Source organism: Synechococcus sp. MW101C3, assembly GCF_002252635.1.
In the GTDB taxonomy this organism is placed as follows: domain Bacteria; phylum Cyanobacteriota; class Cyanobacteriia; order PCC-6307; family Cyanobiaceae; genus MW101C3.
Genome location: NZ_NQKX01000005.1, coordinates 32,059 through 54,207, shown reverse-complemented (window position 1 = coordinate 54,207; position 22,149 = coordinate 32,059). Strand labels below are relative to the sequence as shown.

General features: G+C 70.3%; 25 protein-coding genes. 17 read left to right on the top strand and 8 right to left on the bottom strand.

The window, feature by feature from the left end:
* The first annotated feature begins 1 nt into the window (after position 1).
* Together rsmH and CJZ80_RS07230 are read left to right on the top strand one after the other, a co-directional pair.
* On the top strand, positions 2-895 hold the full coding sequence (rsmH, locus tag CJZ80_RS07235) for a 16S rRNA (cytosine(1402)-N(4))-methyltransferase RsmH (protein WP_233132895.1): 894 nt from the start codon (positions 2-4) through the stop codon (positions 893-895).
* Entirely contained in the window at positions 895-1,440 is a 546-nt protein-coding gene (locus tag CJZ80_RS07230; protein WP_094511761.1) for a DUF456 domain-containing protein, read from the top strand. The genes rsmH and CJZ80_RS07230 overlap by 1 nt, the downstream gene beginning before the upstream one ends.
* On the opposite strand, the gene CJZ80_RS07225 is transcribed toward CJZ80_RS07230, so the two are convergent.
* Positions 1,418-2,605 carry a cysteine desulfurase family protein gene (locus CJZ80_RS07225; RefSeq protein WP_233132894.1) on the bottom strand — a complete coding sequence of 396 codons (1,188 nt, stop codon included), beginning with the start codon at positions 2,603-2,605 and terminating at the stop codon, positions 1,418-1,420. The two genes, CJZ80_RS07230 and CJZ80_RS07225, sit on opposite strands and share 23 nt — an antisense overlap.
* A gap of 189 nt (positions 2,606-2,794) precedes the next feature.
* Here CJZ80_RS07225 and CJZ80_RS07220 point away from each other — a divergent pair, with 189 nt between their 5' ends.
* Genes CJZ80_RS07220 through CJZ80_RS07210 form a run of 3 tightly spaced genes read left to right on the top strand, consistent with a single transcriptional unit; the run spans position 2,795 to position 5,233 of the window.
* The gene (locus CJZ80_RS07220) at positions 2,795-3,295 is read left to right on the top strand and encodes a hypothetical protein (RefSeq protein WP_094511751.1); all 501 of its coding nucleotides are present in this window, start codon (positions 2,795-2,797) and stop codon (positions 3,293-3,295) included.
* A 59-nt stretch (positions 3,296-3,354) separates the two neighbouring features.
* On the top strand, positions 3,355-4,173 hold the full coding sequence (locus CJZ80_RS07215; RefSeq protein WP_094511746.1) for a response regulator transcription factor: 819 nt from the start codon (positions 3,355-3,357) through the stop codon (positions 4,171-4,173).
* A 43-nt stretch (positions 4,174-4,216) separates the two neighbouring features.
* Positions 4,217-5,233 carry a pseudouridine synthase gene (locus CJZ80_RS07210; RefSeq protein ID WP_233132893.1) on the top strand — a complete coding sequence of 339 codons (1,017 nt, stop codon included), beginning with the start codon at positions 4,217-4,219 and terminating at the stop codon, positions 5,231-5,233.
* Between the two features lie 3 nt (positions 5,234-5,236).
* Here CJZ80_RS07210 and CJZ80_RS07205 read toward each other — a convergent pair whose 3' ends face one another.
* The 3 genes from CJZ80_RS07205 to CJZ80_RS07195 are packed head-to-tail and all read right to left on the bottom strand — an operon-like array spanning position 5,237 to position 8,071.
* On the bottom strand, positions 5,237-6,139 hold the full coding sequence (locus CJZ80_RS07205; protein ID WP_094511735.1) for an NAD(P)-dependent oxidoreductase: 903 nt from the start codon (positions 6,137-6,139) through the stop codon (positions 5,237-5,239).
* Positions 6,136-6,873 (bottom strand): magnesium protoporphyrin IX methyltransferase, encoded by a 738-nt coding sequence (gene bchM, locus CJZ80_RS07200; protein ID WP_094511732.1) that lies wholly within the window; start codon positions 6,871-6,873, stop codon positions 6,136-6,138. Before bchM ends, CJZ80_RS07205 begins: the two co-directional genes overlap by 4 nt.
* Before the next feature lie 28 nt (positions 6,874-6,901).
* Positions 6,902-8,071, bottom strand: a complete 1,170-nt coding sequence (locus CJZ80_RS07195; protein WP_094511727.1) for an N-acetylglucosamine-6-phosphate deacetylase — start codon at positions 8,069-8,071, stop codon at positions 6,902-6,904.
* Positions 8,072-8,202: 131 nt separating this feature from the next.
* On the opposite strand from CJZ80_RS07195, the gene purE reads away from it, so the two are divergent.
* Positions 8,203-8,700: a 5-(carboxyamino)imidazole ribonucleotide mutase gene (purE, locus tag CJZ80_RS07190; protein WP_094512368.1), complete on the top strand. Its 498-nt coding sequence runs from the start codon at positions 8,203-8,205 to the stop codon at positions 8,698-8,700.
* 3 nt (positions 8,701-8,703) lie between these two features.
* Positions 8,704-9,819 carry an AI-2E family transporter gene (locus CJZ80_RS07185; protein ID WP_198948263.1) on the top strand — a complete coding sequence of 372 codons (1,116 nt, stop codon included), beginning with the start codon at positions 8,704-8,706 and terminating at the stop codon, positions 9,817-9,819.
* Here the strand turns inward: CJZ80_RS07185 and CJZ80_RS07180 are convergent.
* Positions 9,779-10,105, bottom strand: coding sequence for a translation initiation factor (locus tag CJZ80_RS07180; protein WP_094511722.1), 327 nt, complete (start codon positions 10,103-10,105; stop codon positions 9,779-9,781). The two genes, CJZ80_RS07185 and CJZ80_RS07180, sit on opposite strands and share 41 nt — an antisense overlap.
* Positions 10,106-10,150: 45 nt before the next feature.
* On the opposite strand from CJZ80_RS07180, the gene CJZ80_RS07175 reads away from it, so the two are divergent.
* Both CJZ80_RS07175 and trpB read left to right on the top strand, forming a co-directional pair.
* On the top strand, positions 10,151-10,417 hold the full coding sequence (locus tag CJZ80_RS07175; RefSeq protein ID WP_094511718.1) for a hypothetical protein: 267 nt from the start codon (positions 10,151-10,153) through the stop codon (positions 10,415-10,417).
* A 78-nt stretch (positions 10,418-10,495) separates the two neighbouring features.
* Positions 10,496-11,755: a tryptophan synthase subunit beta gene (gene trpB, locus CJZ80_RS07170; protein ID WP_094511713.1), complete on the top strand. Its 1,260-nt coding sequence runs from the start codon at positions 10,496-10,498 to the stop codon at positions 11,753-11,755.
* Here the strand turns inward: trpB and CJZ80_RS07165 are convergent.
* The 3 genes from CJZ80_RS07165 to CJZ80_RS07150 all read right to left on the bottom strand — a co-directional run bounded on the left by CJZ80_RS07165 (position 11,740) and on the right by CJZ80_RS07150 (position 14,469).
* Positions 11,740-12,537 (bottom strand): 20S proteasome subunit A/B, encoded by a 798-nt coding sequence (locus tag CJZ80_RS07165; RefSeq protein ID WP_094511708.1) that lies wholly within the window; start codon positions 12,535-12,537, stop codon positions 11,740-11,742. The genes trpB and CJZ80_RS07165 overlap by 16 nt on opposite strands.
* 28 nt (positions 12,538-12,565) lie before the next feature.
* Complete coding sequence (locus CJZ80_RS07160) at positions 12,566-13,564, bottom strand: heat-inducible transcriptional repressor HrcA (RefSeq protein WP_094511702.1); 999 nt, start codon at positions 13,562-13,564, stop codon at positions 12,566-12,568.
* 527 nt (positions 13,565-14,091) lie between these two features.
* Entirely contained in the window at positions 14,092-14,469 is a 378-nt protein-coding gene (locus CJZ80_RS07150) for a rhodanese-like domain-containing protein (RefSeq protein ID WP_233132892.1), read from the bottom strand.
* 85 nt (positions 14,470-14,554) lie between these two features.
* Between CJZ80_RS07150 and CJZ80_RS15445 the strand changes: the two genes are divergently transcribed.
* The 8 genes from CJZ80_RS15445 (at position 14,555) to CJZ80_RS07110 (ending at position 22,095) form a co-directional block, all read left to right on the top strand.
* Complete coding sequence (locus CJZ80_RS15445) at positions 14,555-16,309, top strand: DUF3352 domain-containing protein (RefSeq protein WP_094511687.1); 1,755 nt, start codon at positions 14,555-14,557, stop codon at positions 16,307-16,309.
* A 4-nt stretch (positions 16,310-16,313) separates the two neighbouring features.
* Entirely contained in the window at positions 16,314-16,895 is a 582-nt protein-coding gene (locus tag CJZ80_RS07140) for a histidine phosphatase family protein (protein WP_094512364.1), read from the top strand.
* Positions 16,896-17,110: 215 nt separating this feature from the next.
* A complete protein-coding gene (locus tag CJZ80_RS07135; RefSeq protein ID WP_094512362.1) occupies positions 17,111-18,259 on the top strand; it encodes a citrate synthase in 1,149 nt (382 codons plus the stop codon).
* Between the two features lie 93 nt (positions 18,260-18,352).
* Positions 18,353-19,471, top strand: coding sequence for an NADH-quinone oxidoreductase subunit NuoH (nuoH, locus tag CJZ80_RS07130; protein ID WP_198948273.1), 1,119 nt, complete (start codon positions 18,353-18,355; stop codon positions 19,469-19,471).
* A 106-nt stretch (positions 19,472-19,577) separates the two neighbouring features.
* Positions 19,578-20,195 carry an NAD(P)H-quinone oxidoreductase subunit I gene (gene ndhI, locus CJZ80_RS07125; protein WP_094511682.1) on the top strand — a complete coding sequence of 206 codons (618 nt, stop codon included), beginning with the start codon at positions 19,578-19,580 and terminating at the stop codon, positions 20,193-20,195.
* Positions 20,195-20,824 (top strand): NADH-quinone oxidoreductase subunit J, encoded by a 630-nt coding sequence (locus tag CJZ80_RS07120; protein WP_094511677.1) that lies wholly within the window; start codon positions 20,195-20,197, stop codon positions 20,822-20,824. The genes ndhI and CJZ80_RS07120 overlap by 1 nt, the downstream gene beginning before the upstream one ends.
* On the top strand, positions 20,824-21,153 hold the full coding sequence (gene nuoK, locus CJZ80_RS07115; RefSeq protein WP_094511673.1) for an NADH-quinone oxidoreductase subunit NuoK: 330 nt from the start codon (positions 20,824-20,826) through the stop codon (positions 21,151-21,153). Before CJZ80_RS07120 ends, nuoK begins: the two co-directional genes overlap by 1 nt.
* Before the next feature lie 15 nt (positions 21,154-21,168).
* Positions 21,169-22,095: an NAD(+) kinase gene (locus CJZ80_RS07110; protein ID WP_094511669.1), complete on the top strand. Its 927-nt coding sequence runs from the start codon at positions 21,169-21,171 to the stop codon at positions 22,093-22,095.
* Positions 22,096-22,149: the final 54 nt, after the last annotated feature.

The following is a 22,149-nucleotide window of genomic DNA, read 5'->3' as shown; positions in this document are numbered from 1 at the left end:
TTTGCCGCCAGACGCCCCCTCCGGGTTCCACCATCTGCCGGTGCTCGCCGATGCCGTGCTGGCGGCCTTCAGCGACCTGCCTCCTGGCGCCACCGTGATCGATGCCACCGTGGGCGGTGGCGGCCACAGCGCCCTGCTGCTGGAGGCGCACCCCGACCTGCAGCTGATCGGTCTGGATCAGGACGCCACCGCCCTGGCCGCCGCCGCCACGCGGCTGGCCCCGTTCGGCGAGCGGGTGCGCCTGATCGCCACCAATTTCGCCGCCTACGCCCCCGCCGCTCCTGTGCACGGGGTGCTGGCCGATCTGGGCGTGAGCAGTCCCCAGCTGGATGTGGCGGAGCGCGGCTTCAGCTTCCGCGCCGATGGCCCCCTCGACATGCGCATGAACACCAGCGCCGGCGAGAGTGCCGCCGAGCTGCTCGACCGCCTCGACGAGAAAAACCTTGCGGATCTGATCTATGCCTACGGCGAGGAACGGCTCTCGCGGCGGATCGCCCGCCGCATCGTCGAGCAGCGCCCCTGGAGCCCGGCGGACCGAACGGGCGGCGGCACCAGCGCCCTTGCCTACCTGGTGGCCGGCTGCTACCCGCCAGCGGCCCGGCGCGGCCGCATTCACCCCGCCACCCGCACCTTCCAGGCCCTGCGCATCGCCGTCAACGATGAGCTCGGCGCCCTCGACCGCTTCCTGCAGCAGGCTCCGCAGTGGTTGCTGCCGGGCGGTGTCCTGGCGGTGATCAGCTTCCATTCGCTCGAAGATCGCCGCGTCAAGACGGCGTTTCTGAGCGATGAACGCCTGGAGCGGCGCACGCGCAAGCCGCTGATCGCCACGGAGGCAGAGCAGGAGGCCAATCCCCGCAGCCGCTCCGCCAAGCTGCGGCTGGCGGCAAGGCGCTGATGGCTTCGCTCGATGCGTTGTGGTGGGTAGCGCTCACGCTGCAGCTGGTGGCCATTCCCGGCACCCTGTTGCCCGTGCTGCCGGGGCTGATCTTCCTGCCGCTCGGGGCCGGCCTGTGGGTGTGGGCGGCGGGCTGGAGCACCGCCTGGCCCACCCTGCTGCTGGCCTGCCTGATCCTGCTGCTGGGCTGGGGGGCCGACGCGCTCGGGGTGGTGCTGGGGGCGGCCCGTCTGCAGGCCACCCGCTGGGCCTACATCGGCGCCGGCCTCGGGCTGGTGGTGGGCTTGCTGGGGCTGCTGCCCGCCCTGCCGGTGGGCGGACCGCTGCTCGGTGCCCTGGTGGGGCCGCTGCTGGGGGCCACCCTCGGGGAGCTGGTGTCGGCGTCGTCGGCGCTGGGGCCGCTGGGGCTGGAGCGGCTGCGCCGTGCGTTGCTCGTGGGGCTGGCGGTGGTGGCCGGCATGTTGGTGAGCCGGGTGGCTCAGTTCCTGCTGGCGCTGCTGGGGGTGGCGGGCTTTGTGCTGCTCAGCACGGTGCTGGCGCCCTGAGCGCCTCCGTGTCCAGCGCGGTCACCGCGGCGGGCGCCTGGCGTAGCTCCGCCACCGCGGCGGCCACAGCGGCGATCGCCTGATCGATGTCGCCCGTGGTGGTGCCGCGGCCCAGCCCGAAGCGCACCGAGGCCGCCGCCGCGGCGCGGTCGAGCCCCAGGGCGGCGAGCACATGGGAGGGGCTGCCGGCACTGCAGGCCGAGCCGCCGCTCACCGTGAGCTGGCGCCGCAACAGGCTGTGCAGCCGGTTGCCATCGACACCGGCGATGCGCACGTTGAGGTTGTGAGCCAGGCGCTGCTCAAGGCTGCCGTTCACCGCCACGCCCTCGATCGCCAGCAGGCCGTGCAGCAGCCGCTGCCGCAGGGCGCCGAGCCGCTCCTCGCGCTCCTCCCGGTCAGCCAGGGCGAGCGTGGCGGCCTTGGCCATGCCCACGATCAGCGGCACCGGCAGGGTGCCGGCCCGCAGGCCCCCTTCCTGGCCGCCGCCGTGCTGCTGGGGGTTGAGCGTGAGTCCTTCGCCCACCACCAGCGCGCCGATGCCCTTCGGCCCGTAGAACTTGTGGGCGCTCATGCTGAGCAGATCGATGCCGAGGGCGTCGGGTTGCAGCGCCAGGTGGCCGAAGGCCTGGGCGGCATCGCAATGAAACGCCACACCGCTGGCGCGGCAGAGCGAACCGATCGCCGCCAGCGGCTGCAGCACGCCGATTTCGTTGTTGGCGGCCATCACGCTCACCAGGATCGTGTCGTGGCGCAGCGCCGCCACCAGATCGCCCAGATCCAGCAGGCCATCGGCGCCCACCGGCAGCACGGTGAGAGCAAAGCCGCGCCGCTCCAGCTCGCGCATGGTGTCGAGCACCGCCTTGTGCTCCGTGGCCACCGTGATCAGGTGACGGCCCAGGTGCTGCCGCGCTTCCGCCAGCCCCTTGAGCGCCAGGTTGTTGGCTTCGGTGGCGCCGCTGGTGAACACGACGCGCTCGATCGACACCCCCAGCTGCGCCGCCAGCTGCTCCCGCGCCCGCTCCACCGCCGTGGCCGCCTCCAGCCCCGGCCGGTGCAGGCGGCTGGACGGATTGGCGAACAGCTCGCTCCAGTAGGGCGCCATCGCTTCCACCACCGCCGGCTCGCAGGGGGTGGTGGCCTGGTAGTCCAGGTAGGGATGGGTCACGGGATCGCCTGGGGCTGGGAAGAAGGGTCGGGACGCTGCGGCGACCCCGCTTCCCTTGTAGCAGTGTCGCCGCACGATCACAGCGGCGTTGTGGCTTCGATGTGGGCGCGCTGGCCGGGAAGAAGCGTGGAGAATGGCGGCAGGCGCCAGATCCTTGGCTTGCTGTCCTGCCCCTGCGCTCTCCTGCTGATGCCTCGCTGCGCACTGGCCCTCAGCTCCATGGTCCTGGTGGTGGCCGCGGCCCATGGCCAGGGCGTGCCGGTGCTGATCCCTTCCCAGAACCGCCCGCCGGGCATGGCGCTGCTGGTGGAGCGTGTGGTGCCCGGGGGCGTGCAGGCGCTGGGGGTCTATGCCGTCACTGCTGATCCGGCTCGCCCCGGTCTGCTGCGCATCAAGGTGTGGGAGGAGCTGCCGAACGATGTCAAGGTGCGCAGCGAAACGATCGGCTGCTCCGCCACGGCGCCGATGCGGGTCACCAATGACGGCCGCCAGCTGATCCTGCGCCAGCTCAACCCCGGCGGGGTGATGATCACCAGCGTCAACCGCCGGGACCATCTCGTCTGGTGGGCCTCGTGCCACCCACAGCATGCGGGCCAGGACCCGGAAGGGCTGCGTGCCGTGGCGCTGCAGCTGGGCTACAGCGGCAACCTGCAGGAACGGGAGCAACTGCTGCCCGCAGGATCGCTCTGAAGCCGGCCCGCAGCCGGGTTGGCGGCCCTGGATAGATTTCCGGCACCACCGGTGGGTCCATGAGCCAAGCCATCCCAGCAGCCGCACCCGACGGCGACGCCGCCCCGGACCACCCCTTTGCACAGGGTCTGGAGCCCACTGCCGCGGCCCATTCCGGCGAGGCCAGCGCCGCCACCCCTGTGGCCGCCCAGCCGCCGCGCCTGCTGCTCGTCGACGACGAGCCGGGGCTGCGCACCGCGGTGCAGGCCTACTTGCAGGACGAGGGCTTTGAGGTGGTCACCGCCAACGACGGCGAAGAAGGCTGGAAGGTGGCCCAGGAGATCGTGCCGGATGTGGTGCTCACCGACGTGATGATGCCCCGCCTCGATGGCTACGGCCTGCTCAGGCGCCTGCGGGGCGATGAGCGGCTGGGGGGTACGCCGGTGATCTTCCTCACCGCCAAGGGCATGACCGCCGACCGCATCGAGGGCTTCCAGGCGGGCGTCGACGATTACATCCCCAAGCCATTCGACCCTGACGAGCTGGTGGCCCGGGTGCGCAACATGGTGCGGCGCCAGGAGCGGCTGCTGGCCGAGGCCGCCCGCTATGCCGATGCCGACATCGGCCAGATGGCGCGCCAGATCACCGAGATCCGCTCGCTGCTGCAGGGGGGTGGCGGCAAGAAGGCGCCGACCGGCGTCAAGCTCGACTTCACGCCCCGCGAGGCGAGTGTGCTGCAGCTGGTGGCCGAAGGCCTGATGAACAAGGAGATCGCCCGCCGCCTGGAAACCTCGATCCGCAACGTCGAGAAGTACGTGAGCCGCCTGTTCACCAAGACCGGCACCACCAGCCGCACCGAACTGGTCCGCTACGCGCTCGAAAACAGCCTGGTGGAGTGAGATAGCCACCGGCAGCTCCAGCACCGGTCGTGGCCCGGGCAGGGTGTCCTTCTCCTCAATCCCCCTGAAGCCCGTGCCTGCAGGGTCGCTCAACCAGGGCTGGATCTACACCGACCGGGCCGGCAGCGCCGCGGCGGGCCAGAAGATCTCCGCCTTCTACGCCGCCCGCTACCGCCATTCCGATCAACAGGTGTGGCAGGCGCGGCTGGAGGCCGGCGAGATCCACAGGAACGGCCAGCAGCTCCGGGCCGATGGCAGCCTCGCGCCGGGGGATCGGCTGGCGTGGCATCGGCCCCCCTGGCACGAGCCGCCGGTGCCGGATCAGTGGCAGGTCGTCCATGACGACGGCGACATCCTGGTGATCGACAAGCCCAGCGGCCTGCCGGTGCTGCCGGCCGGCGGCTTCCTGGAGCACACCGTGCTGCGTCTGATCGAGCGGAGACAGCGGCACTCGGCCGCCACTGCCACCACCGGCGTGCCCCGGCCCGTTCATCGGCTCGGCCGCTTCACCTCCGGGTTGCTGGTGCTGGCCCGCCAGCCGGCCACCCGCGCCTGGCTCAGCGCCCTGCTGCGCGAGAGCACCGCTGCCCCCGAGAGCGGCTGTCGCAAGCTCTACCGCGCACTCACGCAGGCAGGCCCCCTGCCGATCGCGGTGGGCGAGCGGCTGGAGATCCACACGCCGATCGGCCGCTGGCCCCATCCGCTGCTGGGCCAGGTGTGGGCGGCCGCCTCCGCTGCGGACTCTGCGGCGGCGCCCCTGCCGGCCTGGAGCGAGCTGCACCTGCTGCAGGTGCGCCCGCAGGCCCATCTGGTGGAGGTGGCGATCCGCAGCGGTCGCCCCCATCAGATCCGTATCCATGCCGCCAGCGTCGGCACGCCGCTGCTGGGCGATCCCCTCTACCTGCCCGGCGGCCAGGCCCGCCCCCAGGCCCTGCCGGGCCTGGGGGGCTACCAGCTGCACGCCCACCGACTCGTGCTGCCCCGGCCCGAAGGCACCTGGCTGGAGCTGGAGGCGCCGCTGCCGCCAGCTCTGGAGCTCGCCCCGGCAGCTGGCGGCTGATCCTCAGCCCCTGGCCTCGAACCAGCGGGCCAGCACCGATACATCCTCTTCGGCGTGGCCGGCGGCGATGAGCGTGTCTTCCATGGCGGCCACCTGGGTGGTGAGCGGCAGATCCAGCCCGGCGGCGGCCGCTTCCGCCAGGGCGATCGCCAGGTCTTTGCGGTGCAGGGCGAGCCGGAAGCCCAGCGGGTAGTGATCGCTGAGCATGTTGCCCGCCCGGTGGCGCAGGGCCCAGGAGCCGGCCGCACCCCCTTCGAGCGCGGCGCACACCTGTGCCATTGGCAGTCCAAGCCGTCGGCCCAGCGCAATCGCTTCGGCCACGGCGGCATAGCTGCCGGCCACCAGCACCTGGTTCACCGCCTTGGCCTGCTGGCCGGCGCCCACGGGGCCGAAGTGGCTGATCGAACTCCCCACCGCCTCCAGCAGCGGCCGTGCCCGCTCCAGCGCCGCCGCGCTGCCGCCCACCAGCACCGCCAACCTGCCGGCGCGGGCCCCCTCGGTGCCGCCGGTCACCGGTGCATCGAGGTAGGTGATCCCATCGGCCTCCAGGCGGGTGGCGAGGGCGCGGCTGGTGGCGGGAGCAATCGTGGAAAAGTCGATCACCAAGGCGCCGGGGGTCAGGGCCGCCAGCGCTTGCTCCAGCAGCACGGCCTGCACGGCCCGGTCGTCACTGAGGCAGAGGCAGAGCACCGCAGCAGTGGCGGCAGCCTGCGGCACCGAGGCGGCCCGGTGGGCGCCGGCAGCCGCCAGCGGCAGCTCCCGCTCACGGCTGCGGTTGTGCACGGTGAGCGGGTGACCCGCCTGCAGCAGCCGTGCCGCCATCGGCGCTCCCAGGGCGCCGAGGCCGATGAAGGCCACCGGCTCACGCTTCGGCGTTGACGCCCCAGCCCCGGCGGTGGCGCTCATGCCCGCTCGAAGGCGATCAGGCGGGAGAAGTAGAAGGGCGCCTGGTTGAGGCTGCGGCGCAGCGGCTGGAAGCCGGCGGCGGCGGCCGCCGCCACGATGCCGTCTTCCCGCAGGGTGTAGGCGCGGGTGGTCTTGCTGGGACCGGGGAACAGCTGGCCGATCCCCTTGAGTAACGCCAGCAGGGGCGTGTAGGGGGCGAAGCTAACGATCAGCCGCCGCTCCGCCAGGCCGGCCAGATGGCGCACCATCTCCTCGGCGGCGGCCTGGGGGTAGTGAATGAACACGTCGAGGCAGATCACCGTGTCGTAGCGGCCCGTAAGGCTTTCCAGATCGGAGGTGTGGAAGGTCAGCCGGGCGGGGTCGATGCCGGCGGCGGCGGCGCGTCGGCCGGCCTCCTGCACCATGGCGTCCGAGAGGTCGCTGGCCGAGATGCTGCCGGCCCCCAGGCCGGCCAGCGGCAGGCTGAGGCTGCCCACCCCGCAGCCGGCGTCGCAGAAGCTGCGCCCGGCCAGGTCGCCTTCCTCCTGCAGCCACGCCAGCACCTGATCCACCGTCTTCTGGTGGCCGATGCGGATGTTGCGCTGCACCTTGTTGACGTCGTCACTGTCGCTGTAGATGCGATTCCAGCGCTCGAAGCCGGTGCTGTTGAAGTAGTCGCGCACCTCCAGCTTCTCCGCTGCCTTCTCGCTGGTGGTGGGCGCCGCGTCGGTGTCCAGCAGCGGTTCGGCGGCCATGCGCTCAGGGGGTGTGGGTGGCCGGATCCTAAGGAGTGTGGGTGGCTTCGCCGGCACGGCACCAACGCAGCGGGTCCGCGTCGCCGCCGCTCCAGCGCAGGGCCTCCGCCAGCGGCTGACCCAGCAGCAGCTCCTGCACGGGGCGGTGATCACCCAGCACGCGCCGGGGCAGCACGGTGGCCGCGGCGATCGCAGCGCCCGGCGCCCGGCTCCAGCCCGCCAGCCGCACCACGCCCTCCAGCAGCGGCAGCGTCACCCCAGCCAGGGTGCCGTCCTCCAGCCGGCAACTGCCGTTCTCCACCAGCAGGCTACGGCTGTCCCAACGGTGCCGCCCCTCCGGCAGCCCGTAGGGCGCCAGGGCATCACTCACCAGCACCACCTGCCGGGGCGCGAGCCGCTGCAGCAGCACCGCCTGCGACGGCGCCACATGCACCCCGTCGGCGATCAGGCCCATGGCCACGTCGCCGCGCAGCACCGCCGCCGCCACCGGCCCCGGCGCCCGGTGGTGCAGGCCGGGCATGGCGTTGAAGGCGTGGGTGAGCATGCCCACGCCCGCCTCGAAGGCGTGCTGCGCCTGCCGCTCACTGGCTTCGCTGTGGCCCAGGCTCACCACGATCCCCTGCGCACACAGGGCGGCGATCACCGCTTCGGCCCCGTCCAGCTCCGGCGCCAGCGTCATCAGGGCGATCTCGGATTCGAACCCCTCGATTCGCGTCTGCAGAGCCGCGAGGCTGGGCCGCGCCAGGTGCGCCTCCGGGTGGGCGCCCCGCCGCGCCTTCGCCAGGAACGGACCCTCCAGGTGCGCCCCCAGCAGCCGGGCCCGGCCAGGGGCGGGAAGGCCGCGGGCCGTCCGCAGCACCGCCAGGGCCTGGCGCAGCGGCGCCACGCCGCAGGTCACCAGGGTGGGGCTGATCGCCTCCACGCCATCGCGCCACAGCAGTTCCAGCAGCTCCAGCAGGCGGGGCAGATCCGCGTCGGTGAGCTCCGGAAAGGCCAGTCCCAGCCCGCCGTTGATCTGCAGGTCCACCCCGGCCGGGCTGAGCCAGTCGCCGTTCCAGTCGTCGCCGGCGGCGGCGCTGCCCGCCTCCAGTGGTTCAAGGCAGGCGATCGTTCCGGCCGTGTCCACGCCGACGCGCCAGCGCCCTGAGCTGCAGGGCGGCACGGCCTCCGGGAGGCGAACGTTGCTGAGCCAGCGCATCAACGTCAGCGGCGGGCCGCGGTCGGCGGGAGAATGCCATCCTCGCTGCCCTGCCCCCTGTGGTTGCTGTGTCTGCTTCCGCTGCTGCCGCCGGCCCTGGGCAGGCCGCCTGTCCCCGTGTGGCCGTGGTGATGGGCAGCGACTCCGACCTGCCCACGCTGCAGCCGGCGGTGGCCGTGCTGGAGCAGTTCGGGGTGGCGGTGGAGGTGCGCGTGCTCTCCGCCCATCGCACGCCGCTGGAGATGGTGGCCTTCGCTGAAGCCGCCGCCGGCCGGGGGCTCAAGGTGATCATTGCCGGTGCCGGCGGTGCCGCACACCTGCCCGGCATGGTGGCGGCGCTCACGCCTCTGCCGGTGATCGGCGTTCCAGTGCAGAGCCGGGCCCTGTCTGGGGTGGATTCACTCCATTCGATCGTGCAGATGCCGGCCGGCATCCCGGTGGCCACCGTGGCGATCGGTGGCGGCACCAATGCGGGCCTGCTGGCGGCACAGATCCTGGCCACCGCCGATGCCGAGCTGGCTGACCGTGTGCTCGCCCATCGCCGTGCTCTCCACGACCAGGTGACCACCAAGGACCGGCGTCTGCAGGAGCTGGGCAGTGCGGCCTACCTGCAGGGCATGGGGAGCTGATCGATGGCTGAACGCTTCACCATGCCGCTGCCGCTCTGGGTTCGCTTCGGGCTCACTCTGCCGCTGCTGGTGCTGAACATGTTCGTGCTGCGGCAGGTGCTGGTGCCGCTGGCGCCCTTCCCCTCCCTGTTCCTGGGCGCTGCCCTGATCGCCTTCCTGCTGGACATCCCCAGCCGCTGGCTCACGCAGCGCGGCATGCCGCGCGTGTTGGCGCTGCTCCTGGTGCTCGGGCTGGGGCTTGCCCTGCTGGTGCTGGCGAGCCTCTGGCTGCTGCCGCGGCTGGTGCAGCAGCTCGGCGATCTGCTCAATGCCCTGCCCGGCTGGCTGGTGCAGGGGCAGATGCTGCTGGATCAGACCCAGCTCTGGGCCGCCGCCCATGGCCTGCCCGCTGATTTCAGCGATTTCAGCAGCGAACTGCTCACCGGCTCCACCAAGTTCGCCAGCCAGCTCAGCCAGCGCCTGCTTGGGCTGCTCGGCGCCACGCTCAACCTCACGATCAACACCTTGATCGTGGTGGTGCTGGCTGTTTTTCTGCTGGTGGGCGGCGAGGCGATCCCACGCGGTCTGGCCCGCTGGCTGCCCTCCAGCTGGCGGGCGATGGTCCTGAACACCCTGGTCACCACCTTTCGCGGCTACTTCGGCGGCCAGGTGGTGCTGGCCCTGATCCTCAGCGTGGCGCAGATCGTGGTGTTCACCCTGCTGCAGATCCCCTACGGCGTGCTGTTTGCCGTGGCGATCGGCTTCACCACCTTGGTTCCCTATGCCAGCGCGCTGACGATCCTGCTGGTGAGCGGCCTGCTGGTGCTTGAAGACCCCCGCACAGGCGTGGAGGTGCTGGTGGCGGCCATCAGCGTGGGGCAGGTGGTGGATCAGGTGATTCAGCCCCGGCTGATGGGCCAGATCGTGGGTCTGCAGCCGGCCTGGCTGCTGCTCAGCCTGCCGGTGGGTGCCCGGGTGGGCAGCCTGCTGGGGCTCGGTGAATTGCTGGGCCTGCTGCTGGCGGTGCCGGTGGCGAGCTGCCTGAAAACCTTTCTCGATGAACTGGCCCGGCGGCTGGGGCTGCCGGAGCCCCAGCCGCTCACCCCCCCGCCTGCTTCGGTCGGAAGCCCGCTGCCGTGAGCGCTTCCAGCGCCGGCCCTACCTGATCGCCCTGCAGCTCGATCACCCCGTCCTTGAGGGTGCCGCCGGTGCCGGCACGGGCCTTGAGCTGCTTCAGCAGGGTGCGGGCGTCATCCTCCGGCAACTCCAGGCCGGTGATGGCGGTGACGGTCTTGCCGCCTTTGCCTGCCTTGGTGCGCTGCACCCGCACCCGTTGCTGGTTGCGGGGAGCGGCCGGGGACACCGGGCCCGCCGGCCGTGCCGTGCTCTCGGCGCGGCTGAATTCCTGCCAGCTTCCCTTGCCCATGGCGATCGTGGTGGCGACGCTTCCATCACAGCGCACCTGCCGGGCATGGACCTGCCACCCCTCCGTCTGGAGATGCTTCGCCTCGATCTGGACACGCGCCAACCCCTGCCCTGCCCGCCCGCGGGGCTGACTCCCTCGCCGCCGCCTGACGCCGCCATCGGCGGCACCGGGCCGCCGGCGCCGGGCCAGGTGCGGGCCTTGCGCTTCGTGGTGCCCGGGCAGGCCCCCTGCGTCCCGCCGGCCGGTCCCCCCAGCCAGCGTGCCCCGTCGACCTGGCCGCGGCTGACGCCGCCACCACCGCTTCCCCCCTGAGCTGGTCAGCGGCGCTGACGCCCGGGAGTGTGGCAGCGACTTCCGCTTCCTAGGCTGGCCCGATACCGCTCGGCACCGGTGACCAGCACCTTCCCCCCGCTCTCCCCTAATCCCGCTGACCTTCAGGTGTCCGTGCGGCCCACTCCCCAGGGGCGCTTCGGACGTTTCGGCGGGCAATACGTGCCGGAAACGCTGATGCCCGCCCTGGCGGAGCTGGAGCAGGCGGCTGCGGAGGCCTGGGCCGATCCCGCCTTCACCAGCCGGCTCGACCACCTGCTGCGCACCTATGTGGGCCGCCCCACGCCGCTCTACGAAGCCGAGCGGCTCACCGCCCACTACGCCCGCCCGGAAGGAGGCCCGCGCCTCTGGCTGAAGCGCGAAGACCTCAACCACACCGGTGCCCACAAGATCAACAACGCCCTCGGCCAGGCCCTGCTGGCCCTGCGCATGGGCAAGAAGCGGGTCATCGCTGAAACCGGCGCCGGCCAGCACGGCGTCGCCACCGCCACCGTCTGCGCCCGCTTCGGCCTCGAGTGTGTGGTGTACATGGGCGCCGAAGACATGCGCCGCCAGGCGCTCAACGTGTTCCGCATGCGCCTGCTGGGCGCCACGGTGCAGCCGGTCACCGCCGGCACCGCCACCCTCAAGGACGCCACCAGCGAAGCCATCCGCGACTGGGTGACCAACGTGGAAACCACCCACTACATCCTCGGCTCGGTGGCCGGCCCGCACCCCTACCCGATGCTGGTGCGTGATTTCCATGCCGTGATCGGCCAGGAGGCCAAGCGCCAGTGCCAGGAGGCCTTCGGCCGTCTGCCCGATGTGCTGGTGGCCTGCGTGGGTGGTGGCTCCAACGCCATGGGCCTGTTCCACCCGTTCGTGGAAGACACCTCCGTGCGGCTGATCGGCGTCGAGGCCGCCGGCGAGGGCGTGGCCACGGGCCGCCATGCCGCCACGATCACCGAAGGGCGGATCGGCGTGCTGCATGGCGCCATGAGCTTGCTGCTGCAGGACGGCGAAGGGCAGGTGCAGGAGGCCCATTCGATCAGCGCCGGCCTGGATTACCCGGGCGTCGGCCCCGAGCACAGCTACCTGCGGGATGTGGGCCGGGCGGAGTATGCCGCCGTCACCGACGACGAGGCGCTCACTGCCCTGCGCCTGGTGTCTGAGCTCGAGGGCATCATCCCGGCGCTGGAAACCGCTCACGCCTTCGCCTGGCTGGAGCAGCTCTGCCCCACCCTGGCGCCGGGCACCGAAGTGGTGGTGAACCTCTCCGGCCGCGGCGACAAGGACGTGAACACCGTGGCTGACCGGTTGGGGGATCAGCTGGCCGGCTGAGGCTCCCAGGGCAGCCGGGGCAGGTTGCTGAGCGCATCGCGCTGGCTGTCTGCCCAGATCCGGGCCATCTCGCCGAGCAGCTTGGAGCCCCGCTCCAGGCGCAGGTGCTGGGAGATGGCCAGCGAATTGCGCGGATAGAGCGCCACCTCGAACGGGGGCCCCACCGTGAGGTTGGAGCGCCGGGTGATCACCTGGGAAATCAGGCAGAGGCGGGTGGCATCCTCCAGCGACATCCCGTAGTCACCCACCACATCGAGGGGAGGCTTGCCGTATTTGCTCTCGCCGATCTGCAGGAACGGCGTTTCCGGCGTGGCCATGATCGCGTTGCCCTGGGCGTAGATCCGGTAGAGGCCGTGGTCGTTGCCGGCGATCTGGCCGCCAAGGATGAAGGTGGCCTCACCGCTCGCTCCCACCTGCTTGAGGGCGCTCTCGTTCTCGTTCTGCACCGCCACGCTCAGGCGGCCGATGTAGGCCGCCGCCTCGAACAGATGGCGGCAGCTGAGCAGGTCCGGTCCGGCGGTCCGGTCATCAGCTGCAGCGCTGGCCGGCGCCCCCACGGCCGCCGGAGTGGCGGCGGCGCTGAGGTCGCGGCGGATCCAGTTGAGGATCGCCTGGGTGGTGGCCAGGTTGCCAGCCGCCAGAAGAACGAACAGCCGGTCAGGCGCCGGCTGGAACACGTGCAGCTTCCGGTAGCTGGAGATGTAGTCCACCCCCGCATTGGTGCGGGAGTCGGCGCACATCACCAGACCCTCCTTGAGCAGGAAACCGACGCAGTAAGTCATGGCGCCATGCTCTCAAGCCGCCGGCCGCTCAACTGAGCAACCGCTGCAGGCTGGCGGCCACCGAGCGCACCGCCGCCCGGGCGGTGGCGTAGGCCATCCGCATCGGCCCCACCAGGGCCACGTGCCCCTGGCTGCCGTCGCCGGTGCGGTAAGTGGCCTGCACGAGTGCGCAGTCCTGCAGGGCGGGATGGGGATTTTCGGCACCGATCCAGACGCCTTCGCTGGGTCTGCCGTCAGGTTGCAGCAGCAGATGGGGGTCTTCCTCCACCAGCTGCACCAGCGGCCGCAGCGTGGCGGTGCGGCTGAATTCCGGCTGCCCCAGCAATCCCCCCAGCCCGAGCGCGAGGGCGCCGTCGGCATCGCCCGGTCGGGCCATGCGGTGGCTGCGGAGCGCCTCGCGCAGCAGCCAGCCGCTGCGCTGCAGTTGAGGCGGCAGGGCGTTCCAGGGGATTGGCTGGCCCGGATGCAGGCTGAGCTGATCCATCACCCAGCGCTCGAGCGGCAGCAGCTCGGGGGCCGCCGCCGGTGGCAGATGCAGGTTCAGGCAGCTGGTCATCACGGCGTTCTCCACCAGGAACACCAGCAGGCGGTCGCCGCTGGGCACCAGGCGCACGGCCTGAAGGGCGGAGCGATCGCCCTGGGGGCGTGTGATCAGGCTCAGCAGGCCGGTGAGATCAGCCAGCCGCCGCGCCAGATGCAGCAGCAGATCGTCGAGGGCAGCCCAGCGCAGGCTCAGCCCCAGCAGTTCCTGCTCCAGTTGCAGCGCTCCGGCACCGGGGGGTGGCAGCAGGCTGTCCACGTAGAGGCGGTAGCCGCGCTGGCTTGGAATACGCCCGGCAGAGGTGTGCGGCTGCACAAGCAGGCCCTGTTGCTCCAGCGCCCCCATGGCCGAACGCACCGTGGCAGGTGAGGTCTGGAAGCCGAAGCGTTGCACCAGGGTGCGGCTCCCCACGGGCTCGACCGTGTCCACGTAATGCTGCACCGTTGCCTGCAACACCTGCTGATGGCGGCGGCTGAGGTGAGGCAACGAGGGGCTAGTCAACGGATGGTGCGCGAACCGTAACCGATACCAACGACGCCGCTGGCCAACAGGAACACCATTTCGTCTGGGCAACAAGGCCGCTAGGTGTTGGTTCGGGTTTCATGGCTGATCGCTTGGATGGCAGCAGGCAGAAGCCAGTGAAGCGTTGGCAGCGGCCGCAGTCGACAGTGAATCCAACCTGACCCTTGAGGACACCAGCGTGCCCAGGATCGCCGAGACCACTCCGCTCACAGGCGCGGCCCCTGTTGCTCATGGAGCGGTGCGGCTGGAGCAGGCGATCACCCTCCACGATCTCCAGCGTCAGCACGTGCAAAAGAGGAGCGGGGTCCTAACCCGCCGGGTCGGCCAGTCCCTGCTTGTTGCGCAGCTCAGCACCATCACCGCCACAAACTGTGGAGCTGCTCCGGCGTCAGAGGCTGGAGCCGATCTGGGCCAGCCCGTCTTACCGCCGCAGCTCCGCTGACTGCGGTAAGAGGAGTACCTGTCCCGCGCCATCGGTCTGGTAGCGCTGCTCAGTAACGCGGCACCGACCGATCGACCTGGACGCTCCAGGCATCGATGCCCCCCTCCAGGTTCCAGACCCGCTCGAAACCCTGCTGCTCCATCAACCAGCAGCCGAACTGCCAGCTGCGCATGCCGGCATGGCAGAGCACCACCACCTCACGCTCGCGGTCGAGCAGCGCGTCGATCCGGCTGACCCATTCCGAGGAGCGGCTCAAGGGCAGATGGATCACTCTCTGCTGCAGCGCGGCCATGGCCAGCTCTGCCGGTTCCCGCACATCCACCAGCTGCAGATCGGCACCCTCGTTGAGCCGCTGCTGCAGCTCCCGTGCCTGCAACGGGGCCGGGGTGGGGGTGGTTTGGCTTTCCTGGGGCATGGGTGCGGGCATGGGCGTGGTGGCTGGCCGGGTGTGCGTTGACGATGCACGGAGGCGGCTTCATGCATAAGGATGAGGCCATTCCTGCGCGCTACGCATGAAGATCCGCCCATTCCTGGCGGCGATCCTGGCCGTGGCCGTCACGCTGCTGCTGATCGGAGCGGCGGGCTGGGTGGTGCTCTGGCGCAGCAGCCCCCTCGCCCTGCAGCACCAACCCCTCACCCTGCCACTGGCGGCTCGCTTCATCCCCCGGCAGGCCTCGCTGAGCCTGCACCTGCTGGTCCCGCCCGACCAGCTCGGGGCCTACGCCCGGGCCGTGGCGCCGCCCCGCCAACGCCGCCATGCCGCCGCCGCCCTTGAGCAGCTGCGGGACGGGGCCTTCGCCGCCGCCGGCCTCGACTACGCCGAGGAACTGGCCGGCTGGGTGGGGGAGGAGTCCAGTGTCGCGCTGCTCACCCCGGCGGGTGCGTCACAGCCGGCGGGCTGGTTGCTGGCCCTGCGCAGCCGTGAGTCGGAGGGGGCTCGGCGCTTTCTGCAGCGCTTCTGGCAGACCCGCAGCCTGGCCGGCAACGAGCTGCAGGTGAGCACCTATCGAGGCATGGGGCTGATCAGCGGCCGGGGCGCCCTGCTGGGCCAGAACGCCCTGCCCCTGGCCACCGCCTTGATCGACGACCGGCTGGTGCTGATCGCCTCGGGTCGGGGGGTGCTGGAGCAGGCGCTGGATGTCTCCCAGATCGATGAACTCAACCAGGCCGGCGACCCCCGCCTCGCCACCGCCGTGGCCACCCTCGGCCAGGGCGTGGCCCTGGTGGTGGCCCGCCCCGACAGCTTCACCCCTTGGCTGGCTGCTTCCCCTTTCGTCGCAGCACAGCAGGAGGTGCTCGGCCTGGTGGCAGCTCTGGCGCCCCGAGGCCGCACCCTCGACCTCAACGGCCGCCTTGAGCTGCGCCACGCCCCCGCAGCACTGGCGCTCACGCCCACGCCGGATCTGCTGGCGGGCCTGCAGGGGCCCTCGGACAGCCTGGCGATGATCCAGAACCCCGCCCTGCTCTCAGCTCCTGCTGCACCAGGAACAGCTGCCTCAGCGGCAGCCATCGCTACCGCCTCCAGCCCGGATTCCGCCGGCTCCGATGGGGACGCCACGGACAGTGCCGCTGCCGATGGTGACGGAGACACCACCATCCCCAGCCCTGAAGCCACCAGCAGCGTCCCCGCCGACATTCCGGATGTCTGGTCGGAGCTGGTGGCACCTGTCCTCGCCCAAGCCCTCGCGAGCCTGCCGGGGGTGCTGCCCCCGCTGGTTGTTGCCCAGGATCCAGGCCCCCTGCTGTTGAGCCATAGCTCCCGCGGCTGGCTGCTGGCCACGGCTCCTGACAGCCCCGCCATCGCCTCGATCAGCGACGTGCTGGCGCGCAAAGGCCTGATCGCTGCTCCGCTGAGCCGCAATGGCAAAACGCTGCAGCTCTGGACCCAGCTGACCGCCGGCAATTCCCGCAGCCACCCCGACCAACTGGACGCCGCCATCGCCGGCGCCCGCCTCGACCAGCGCGGTGTGGCCTGGTGGAGTGAGGGCATCACCGCCCTCACCGGTCTGCTGGAGGGGGCCGCGCCGCCCAGCGAGAGGCTGGCCCAGCTTCAGGGCCTGGAGGATCAGGCCGCGCCCCTGCAGTGGGCCATGGCCGCCCCGTCGGCCCGTGCGCTGCTGGCCCGCTGGGACCCCTGGCTGCTGCTCACCGGCCTGGCCGGCGAGCCGCTCGCTCCCACTGTGCAGGGCCTGGCGGTGAGCCTGGAGAGCGATCCTGCCGCCGCGGCCCCGGCACTGCGGCTGCATGGCCGCCTGGAGCTGGGCTGAGGCCATGGCCGCTGCGGAGCTGCTGCTACTGCGCCATGGGGTCGCGATCGATCGCCAGCTGGCGGCCGATCGCGGCCTGGACGACGAGGCACGGGCGCTCACCGCCGCCGGCCGCCGGCGCACCGCCGCCGTGGTGCGCCGTCTCGTGACGCTCGGACTGGCTGTGGATCCACTGCTCACCAGCCCATTGCTGCGTGCGCACCAGACGGCGGAGCTGGCCCGCGAGGGCGGACTGGCCCTCCACCGCTTCGAGGTCTGCGGGGAGCTGGCCCCGGGTGGTGACCCAGCGCCGCTGCTGGAGCGCTGGTTCAGCGCCGGGGGCGAAGGCGCCGAGCGGCCCAGCCCCTGGCGGCGCCTGGCGCTGGTGGGGCATGAACCCGATCTCAGCGAGCTGGCCTGCCGGCTCTGCGGCGCCCCTCCCGGCGCCCTGCGCCTGCGCAAGGCCGGTGTGGTGGTCCTGGCGCTTCCCTGGCAGGCTCCGGTGCCTTCCGGTGGTTCCGGGCAGGCGCGCGGCTGGGAGGCTGCCCTGGGCCGCACGCGGCTCACCCTGCTGCTCTCCCCCCGCGCTCTGCTGGGGGAGGGCTGAGGCGCGGACGCCGCTGAAACGGGGCCCTGGTGGCCGGTCGGCGGTGTTACGGCGCGGCTGTCAGGAATGGATCTAGGTTTCGATCAACAGCGTGGAAGCTCGGCATGGCAACGGATGGGGCGCCGGCGGTCACGGATTTCTCAGCGGCCGGTGACTCCGCCACAACTCCAGCGGCCACCCCGTTGGCCAGCGAACCTGTCGCGGCCCAGCCGGCCATGCCGGCGTTCCGCCCCGGCCTTGAAGGGGTGCCGGCCACCCAGTCCGCCATCTGTGACATCGACGGCCGCAACGGCGTGCTCACCTACCGGGGCTATCCGGTGGAGCAGCTCGCCAACCACAGCAGCTTCCTGGAAACCGCCTACCTGCTGATCTGGGGTGAGTTGCCCACGGGCGAGCAGCTGCGTCGCTTCGAGTACGAGGTGCAGATGCACCGGCGGGTGAGCTTCCGCATCCGCGACATGATGAAGTGCTTCCCGGCCGACGGGCACCCCATGGACGCGCTGCAGTCGAGCGCAGCCTCACTGGGCCTGTTCTATTCGCGCCGCGCCCTCGACGACCCCCAGTACATCGAGGAGGCGGTGGTGCGGTTGATCGCCAAGATCCCCACGATGGTGGCGGCCTTCCAGCTGATCCGCAAAGGCCAGGACCCGATCCAGCCCCGCGACGACCTGTCGTACTCGGCCAATTTCCTGTACATGATCACCGAGCGGGTGCCTGACCCGATGGCGGCCCGCATCTTCGATGCCTGCCTGATCCTCCACGCCGAACACTCGCTCAACGCCAGCACCTTCAGTGCCCGCGTCACCGCCAGCACCCTCACCGATCCCTACGCGGTGGTGGCCTCGGCCGTGGGCACCCTGGCCGGCCCGCTGCATGGCGGCGCCAACGAAGACGTGCTCACCATGCTCGACCAGATCGGCAGCGAAGACCGGGTGGAGGCCTACCTCGAGCGGGCGGTGGCCGAGAAGCAGAAGATCATGGGCTTCGGCCACCGCGAGTACCGCGTCAAGGATCCCCGTGCCGTGATCCTGCAGGAGCTGGCCGAGGAGCTGTTCGACCGCTTCGGCCACGACCACATGTACGACGTGGCCCGACGGCTCGAGAAGGCTGCTGAAAGCCGCCTCGGCGCCAAGGGGATCTATCCGAATGTGGATTTCTATTCCGGGCTCGTGTACCGCAAGCTCGGCATCCCCCGCGACCTCTTCACGCCGATCTTCGCGATCGCGCGGGTGGCCGGCTGGCTGGCCCACTGGAAAGAGCAGCTCGGTGCCAACCGGATTTACCGGCCTACGCAGATCTACACGGGGGCGTCCGGCAAGACCTGGTTGCCCATCGACACCCGATCCAGCGGTGCGGGCGCTTAACTTGCCCTCGTCGGTTCGGTTTCGAGTTCGGACGCCGTGGAGATCATGACCACAGCCGCGACCCTGTCGCCTCCCCCGGTCCTCGAGGCGGCGGTGCCCCCCGGCATCGACCTGCAGAGCGGATTCACCACCATCCTGGAGGGCTTCGGCCTCAGCCCCGCCGCCGCCCATCTCATCTGGCTGCCCCTGCCGATGCTGCTGGTGCTGGTGGCCGCCGTGGTGGGCGTGCTGGTGAACGTGTGGCTGGAGCGCAAGATCTCCGCCGCCGTCCAGCAGCGCATCGGCCCGGAGTATGCCGGTGCCCTCGGGGTGCTGCAGCCCCTGGCCGATGGCCTCAAGCTGCTCTTCAAGGAAGACGTGATCCCGAAGCGGGCCGATGGCCTGCTGTTCACGCTCGGCCCCGTGCTGGTGCTGATCCCCGTGATCCTCTCCTGGCTGGTGGTTCCCTTCGGCCAGCACCTGGTGATCAGCGATGTGGGGGTGGGCATCTTCCTCTGGATCGCCCTCAGCAGCATCCAGCCGATCGGTCTGCTGATGAGCGGCTACTCCAGCAACAACAAGTATTCGCTGCTGGGCGGCCTGCGGGCAGCGGCTCAGTCGATCAGCTACGAGATCCCGCTCGCCCTGGCCGTGCTGGCCGTCGTGATGATGAGCAATTCGCTCAGCACCGTCGACATCGTCAATCAGCAGAGCGGCGCCGGCATCCTCAGCTGGAACATCTGGCGTCAGCCGGTGGGCTTCCTGATCTTCTGGATCTGTGCCCTGGCCGAATGCGAGCGCCTGCCCTTCGACTTGCCCGAGGCCGAGGAGGAGCTGGTGGCCGGCTACCAAACGGAGTACGCCGGCATGAAGTTCGCCCTCTTCTACCTGGGCAGCTACATCAACCTGGTGCTCTCCGCCCTGCTGGTGGCGGTGCTCTACCTGGGTGGCTGGGGCTTCCCCCTGCCGGTCGAATGGCTGGCCGGCGCCCTTGGTCAGTCGGTGGACGCTCCGCTGGTGCAGGTCATCACCGGGTCTGTCGGCATCGTGATGACCGTGCTGAAGGCCTACCTGCTGGTGTTCATCGCGATCCTGCTGCGCTGGACCCTGCCACGGGTGCGCATCGACCAGCTGCTGGATCTGGGCTGGAAGTTCCTGCTGCCCATCGCCCTGGTGAATCTGCTCGTCACCGCCGGGCTCAAACTGGCCTTTCCCGCCTTTTTCGGCGGTTGAGCCTGGGGCCAGCCATCATGACCCCACCGGCCCTCAGGCCTTGACCCAGGCCCGCTGAGCCCACCGCTTTCCTCCTCCGTCCCTCTCCTCGAATTCCGCCACGCCCATGTTCGGTTTTCTCCAAAAGGTCGGCGACTACGCCAAGGACGCCGTCGGTGCCGCCAGCGCCATCACCCAGGGGCTTTCGGTCACCTTCGATCACCTGCGCCGCCGGCCGATCACGGTGCAGTACCCCTACGAAAAGCTGATCCCTTCGGAGCGCTACCGCGGCCGCATCCACTTCGAGTTCGACAAGTGCATCGCCTGCGAGGTGTGCGTGCGGGTCTGTCCGATCAATCTGCCGGTGGTGGATTGGGCGATGAACAAGCAAACGAAGAAGAAGGAGTTGCGCAACTACTCGATCGATTTCGGGGTGTGCATCTTCTGTGGCAACTGCGTGGAGTATTGCCCCACCAATTGCCTCTCGATGACCGAGGAGTACGAACTGGCGGCGTTTGATCGCCATAGCCTCAACTTCGACAACGTCGCCCTCGGTCGCCTGCCCACCAGCGTCACCAGCGACCCTGCCGTGGTGGCTCTGCGCGAGCTGGCCTATCTGCCCGCCGGCGAGCTCGATCCCCACACGGTGGATCCCGCCAGCCCCCGGGCCGGCAAACTGCCTGAACAGGTGCTGGCCGCGTCCAGCTCCACCACCACCACCACCGCCAGCGAGGAAGGGGTCTGATGACGATCGCCTCCACCACCCAGCTGATCTGCTTCGTGGCGCTCTCCATCACCTTGGTGCTGGGAGCCCTCGGGGTCGTGCTGCTGCCGAACATCGTCTATTCCGCCTTCCTGCTCTGCGGTGTCTTCCTCTCGGTGGCGGGCCTCTACCTGCTGCTGAACGCCAGCTTCGTGGCCGCCGCCCAGGTGCTCGTGTATGTGGGCGCAGTGAACGTGCTGATCCTGTTCGCGATCATGCTCGTGAACAAGAAGGAAGACCTCTCTGAGATCCCCCGTCTTGCCCTGCGGCGCCTGCTCTCCGGTGGCGTCTGCCTCGGCCTGTTCCTGCTGCTGCTCCGGGTCGATCTCACCACTCCCTGGGCCGTTCCAGGTCCGGCCTCCCTCGGTGAAGGCGCCACCATCCGTATCGGCGAGCATCTCTTCAGCGACTACCTGCTGCCCTTCGAGCTCGCTTCGGTGCTGTTGCTGATGTCGATGATCGGCGCCATCGTGCTGGCCCGCCGCGATGTGTTCGGCACCGACCTCACCACCGGCGAAGACGTCGATCAGGGCCTGATCGAGAAGGTTCGCCCGCCCCTGCTCCTCGATCCCCCCACCCCATCTCCCTCCGCCCTTCAGGAGACCCTCTGATGCCGATCGAAACACCCATCGATGTGCCGCTCCAGGCCTACCTGGTGCTGGCTGCCGTTCTCTTCTGCACGGGGGTGTGGGGCCTGATCAACAGCCGCAACGCCGTACGCGTGCTGATGAGCATCGAGCTGATGCTCAATGCCGTCAACATCAACCTGATGGCCTTCTCCAGCTACATCGATGGCCAGGAGATCCGCGGCCAGGTGTTCGCCATCTTCGTGATCACCGTGGCGGCCGCAGAGGCGGCGGTGGGTCTGGCCATCCTGCTCTCCCTCTACCGCAACCGCGAAACCGTCGACATGGAGCGCTTCAACCTGCTGCGCTGGTAGCGGCACGGTTCCGTCATGCAGCTCCAGCGGGTCTGGCTGATTGTTCGTGCCCACAGCCAGGCCGCCCAGCGCAAGGCCCGCATCTGCGCGGAGGATCTGCGCAACCAGGGCGTGCATGTGGCCGTGGCCGTCAGTGGTCTCGCCTCCAACCCCTTTCCGGGGCTCCTGGCCAGCGAACCGCTCCTGCCCGATCTCACCGTCGTGCTTGGCGGCGACGGCACGGTGCTGGGGGCGGCCCGCCATCTGGCGCCCCTGCAGGTGCCGATCCTGAGCTTCAACATCGGCGGCCACCTTGGCTTCCTCACCCACGAGCGCAAGCGGCTCGTGCTCAGCTCAGGCTCCAGTGAGGACAACCTCTGGCAGCGGCTGCGCGATGACCGCTTCGCTCTGGAGCGGCGCATGATGCTGGAGGGCCGGGTGGTGCGCAGTGACGGCAGCGTGGATGGCGAGCCGATCCACCGCGCCCTCAACGACTTCTACTTCCGGCCCAGCCTTGATGAGGTGTCGCCCACCTGTGTGCTGGAGCTGGAGATCGACGGCGAAGTGGTGGACCAGTTCCGCGGGGACGGCCTGATCATCGCCACCCCAACCGGCTCCACCGGCTACTCGATGGCGGCGGGCGGTCCGATCCTCCATCCCGGCATCGACGCGATCGTGGTCAACCCGATCTGCCCGATGAGCCTCTCCAGTCGGCCGATCGTGGTGCCACCCCGGGCGATGCTGGCGGTGTGGCCACTGGGGGAAACCAGTCGCCGGGTGAAGCTCTGGAAAGATGGCGCCCATGCCACCGTGCTCGAACCGGGTGACCGCTGCGTGGTGCAGCGCTCCAGCCACGACGCACTGATGGTGGTGCTCGATCAGAGCCCCTCCTACTACCGCACCCTCAGCCACAAGCTGCACTGGGCCGGTGACCTCACCGCTGCGGAGCCGTCGCCGAACTAGGCCGTCGCCCAACGGGTCTGTTGCGGCCCATGCTGGAGGGGTTAGCCCCGGAGA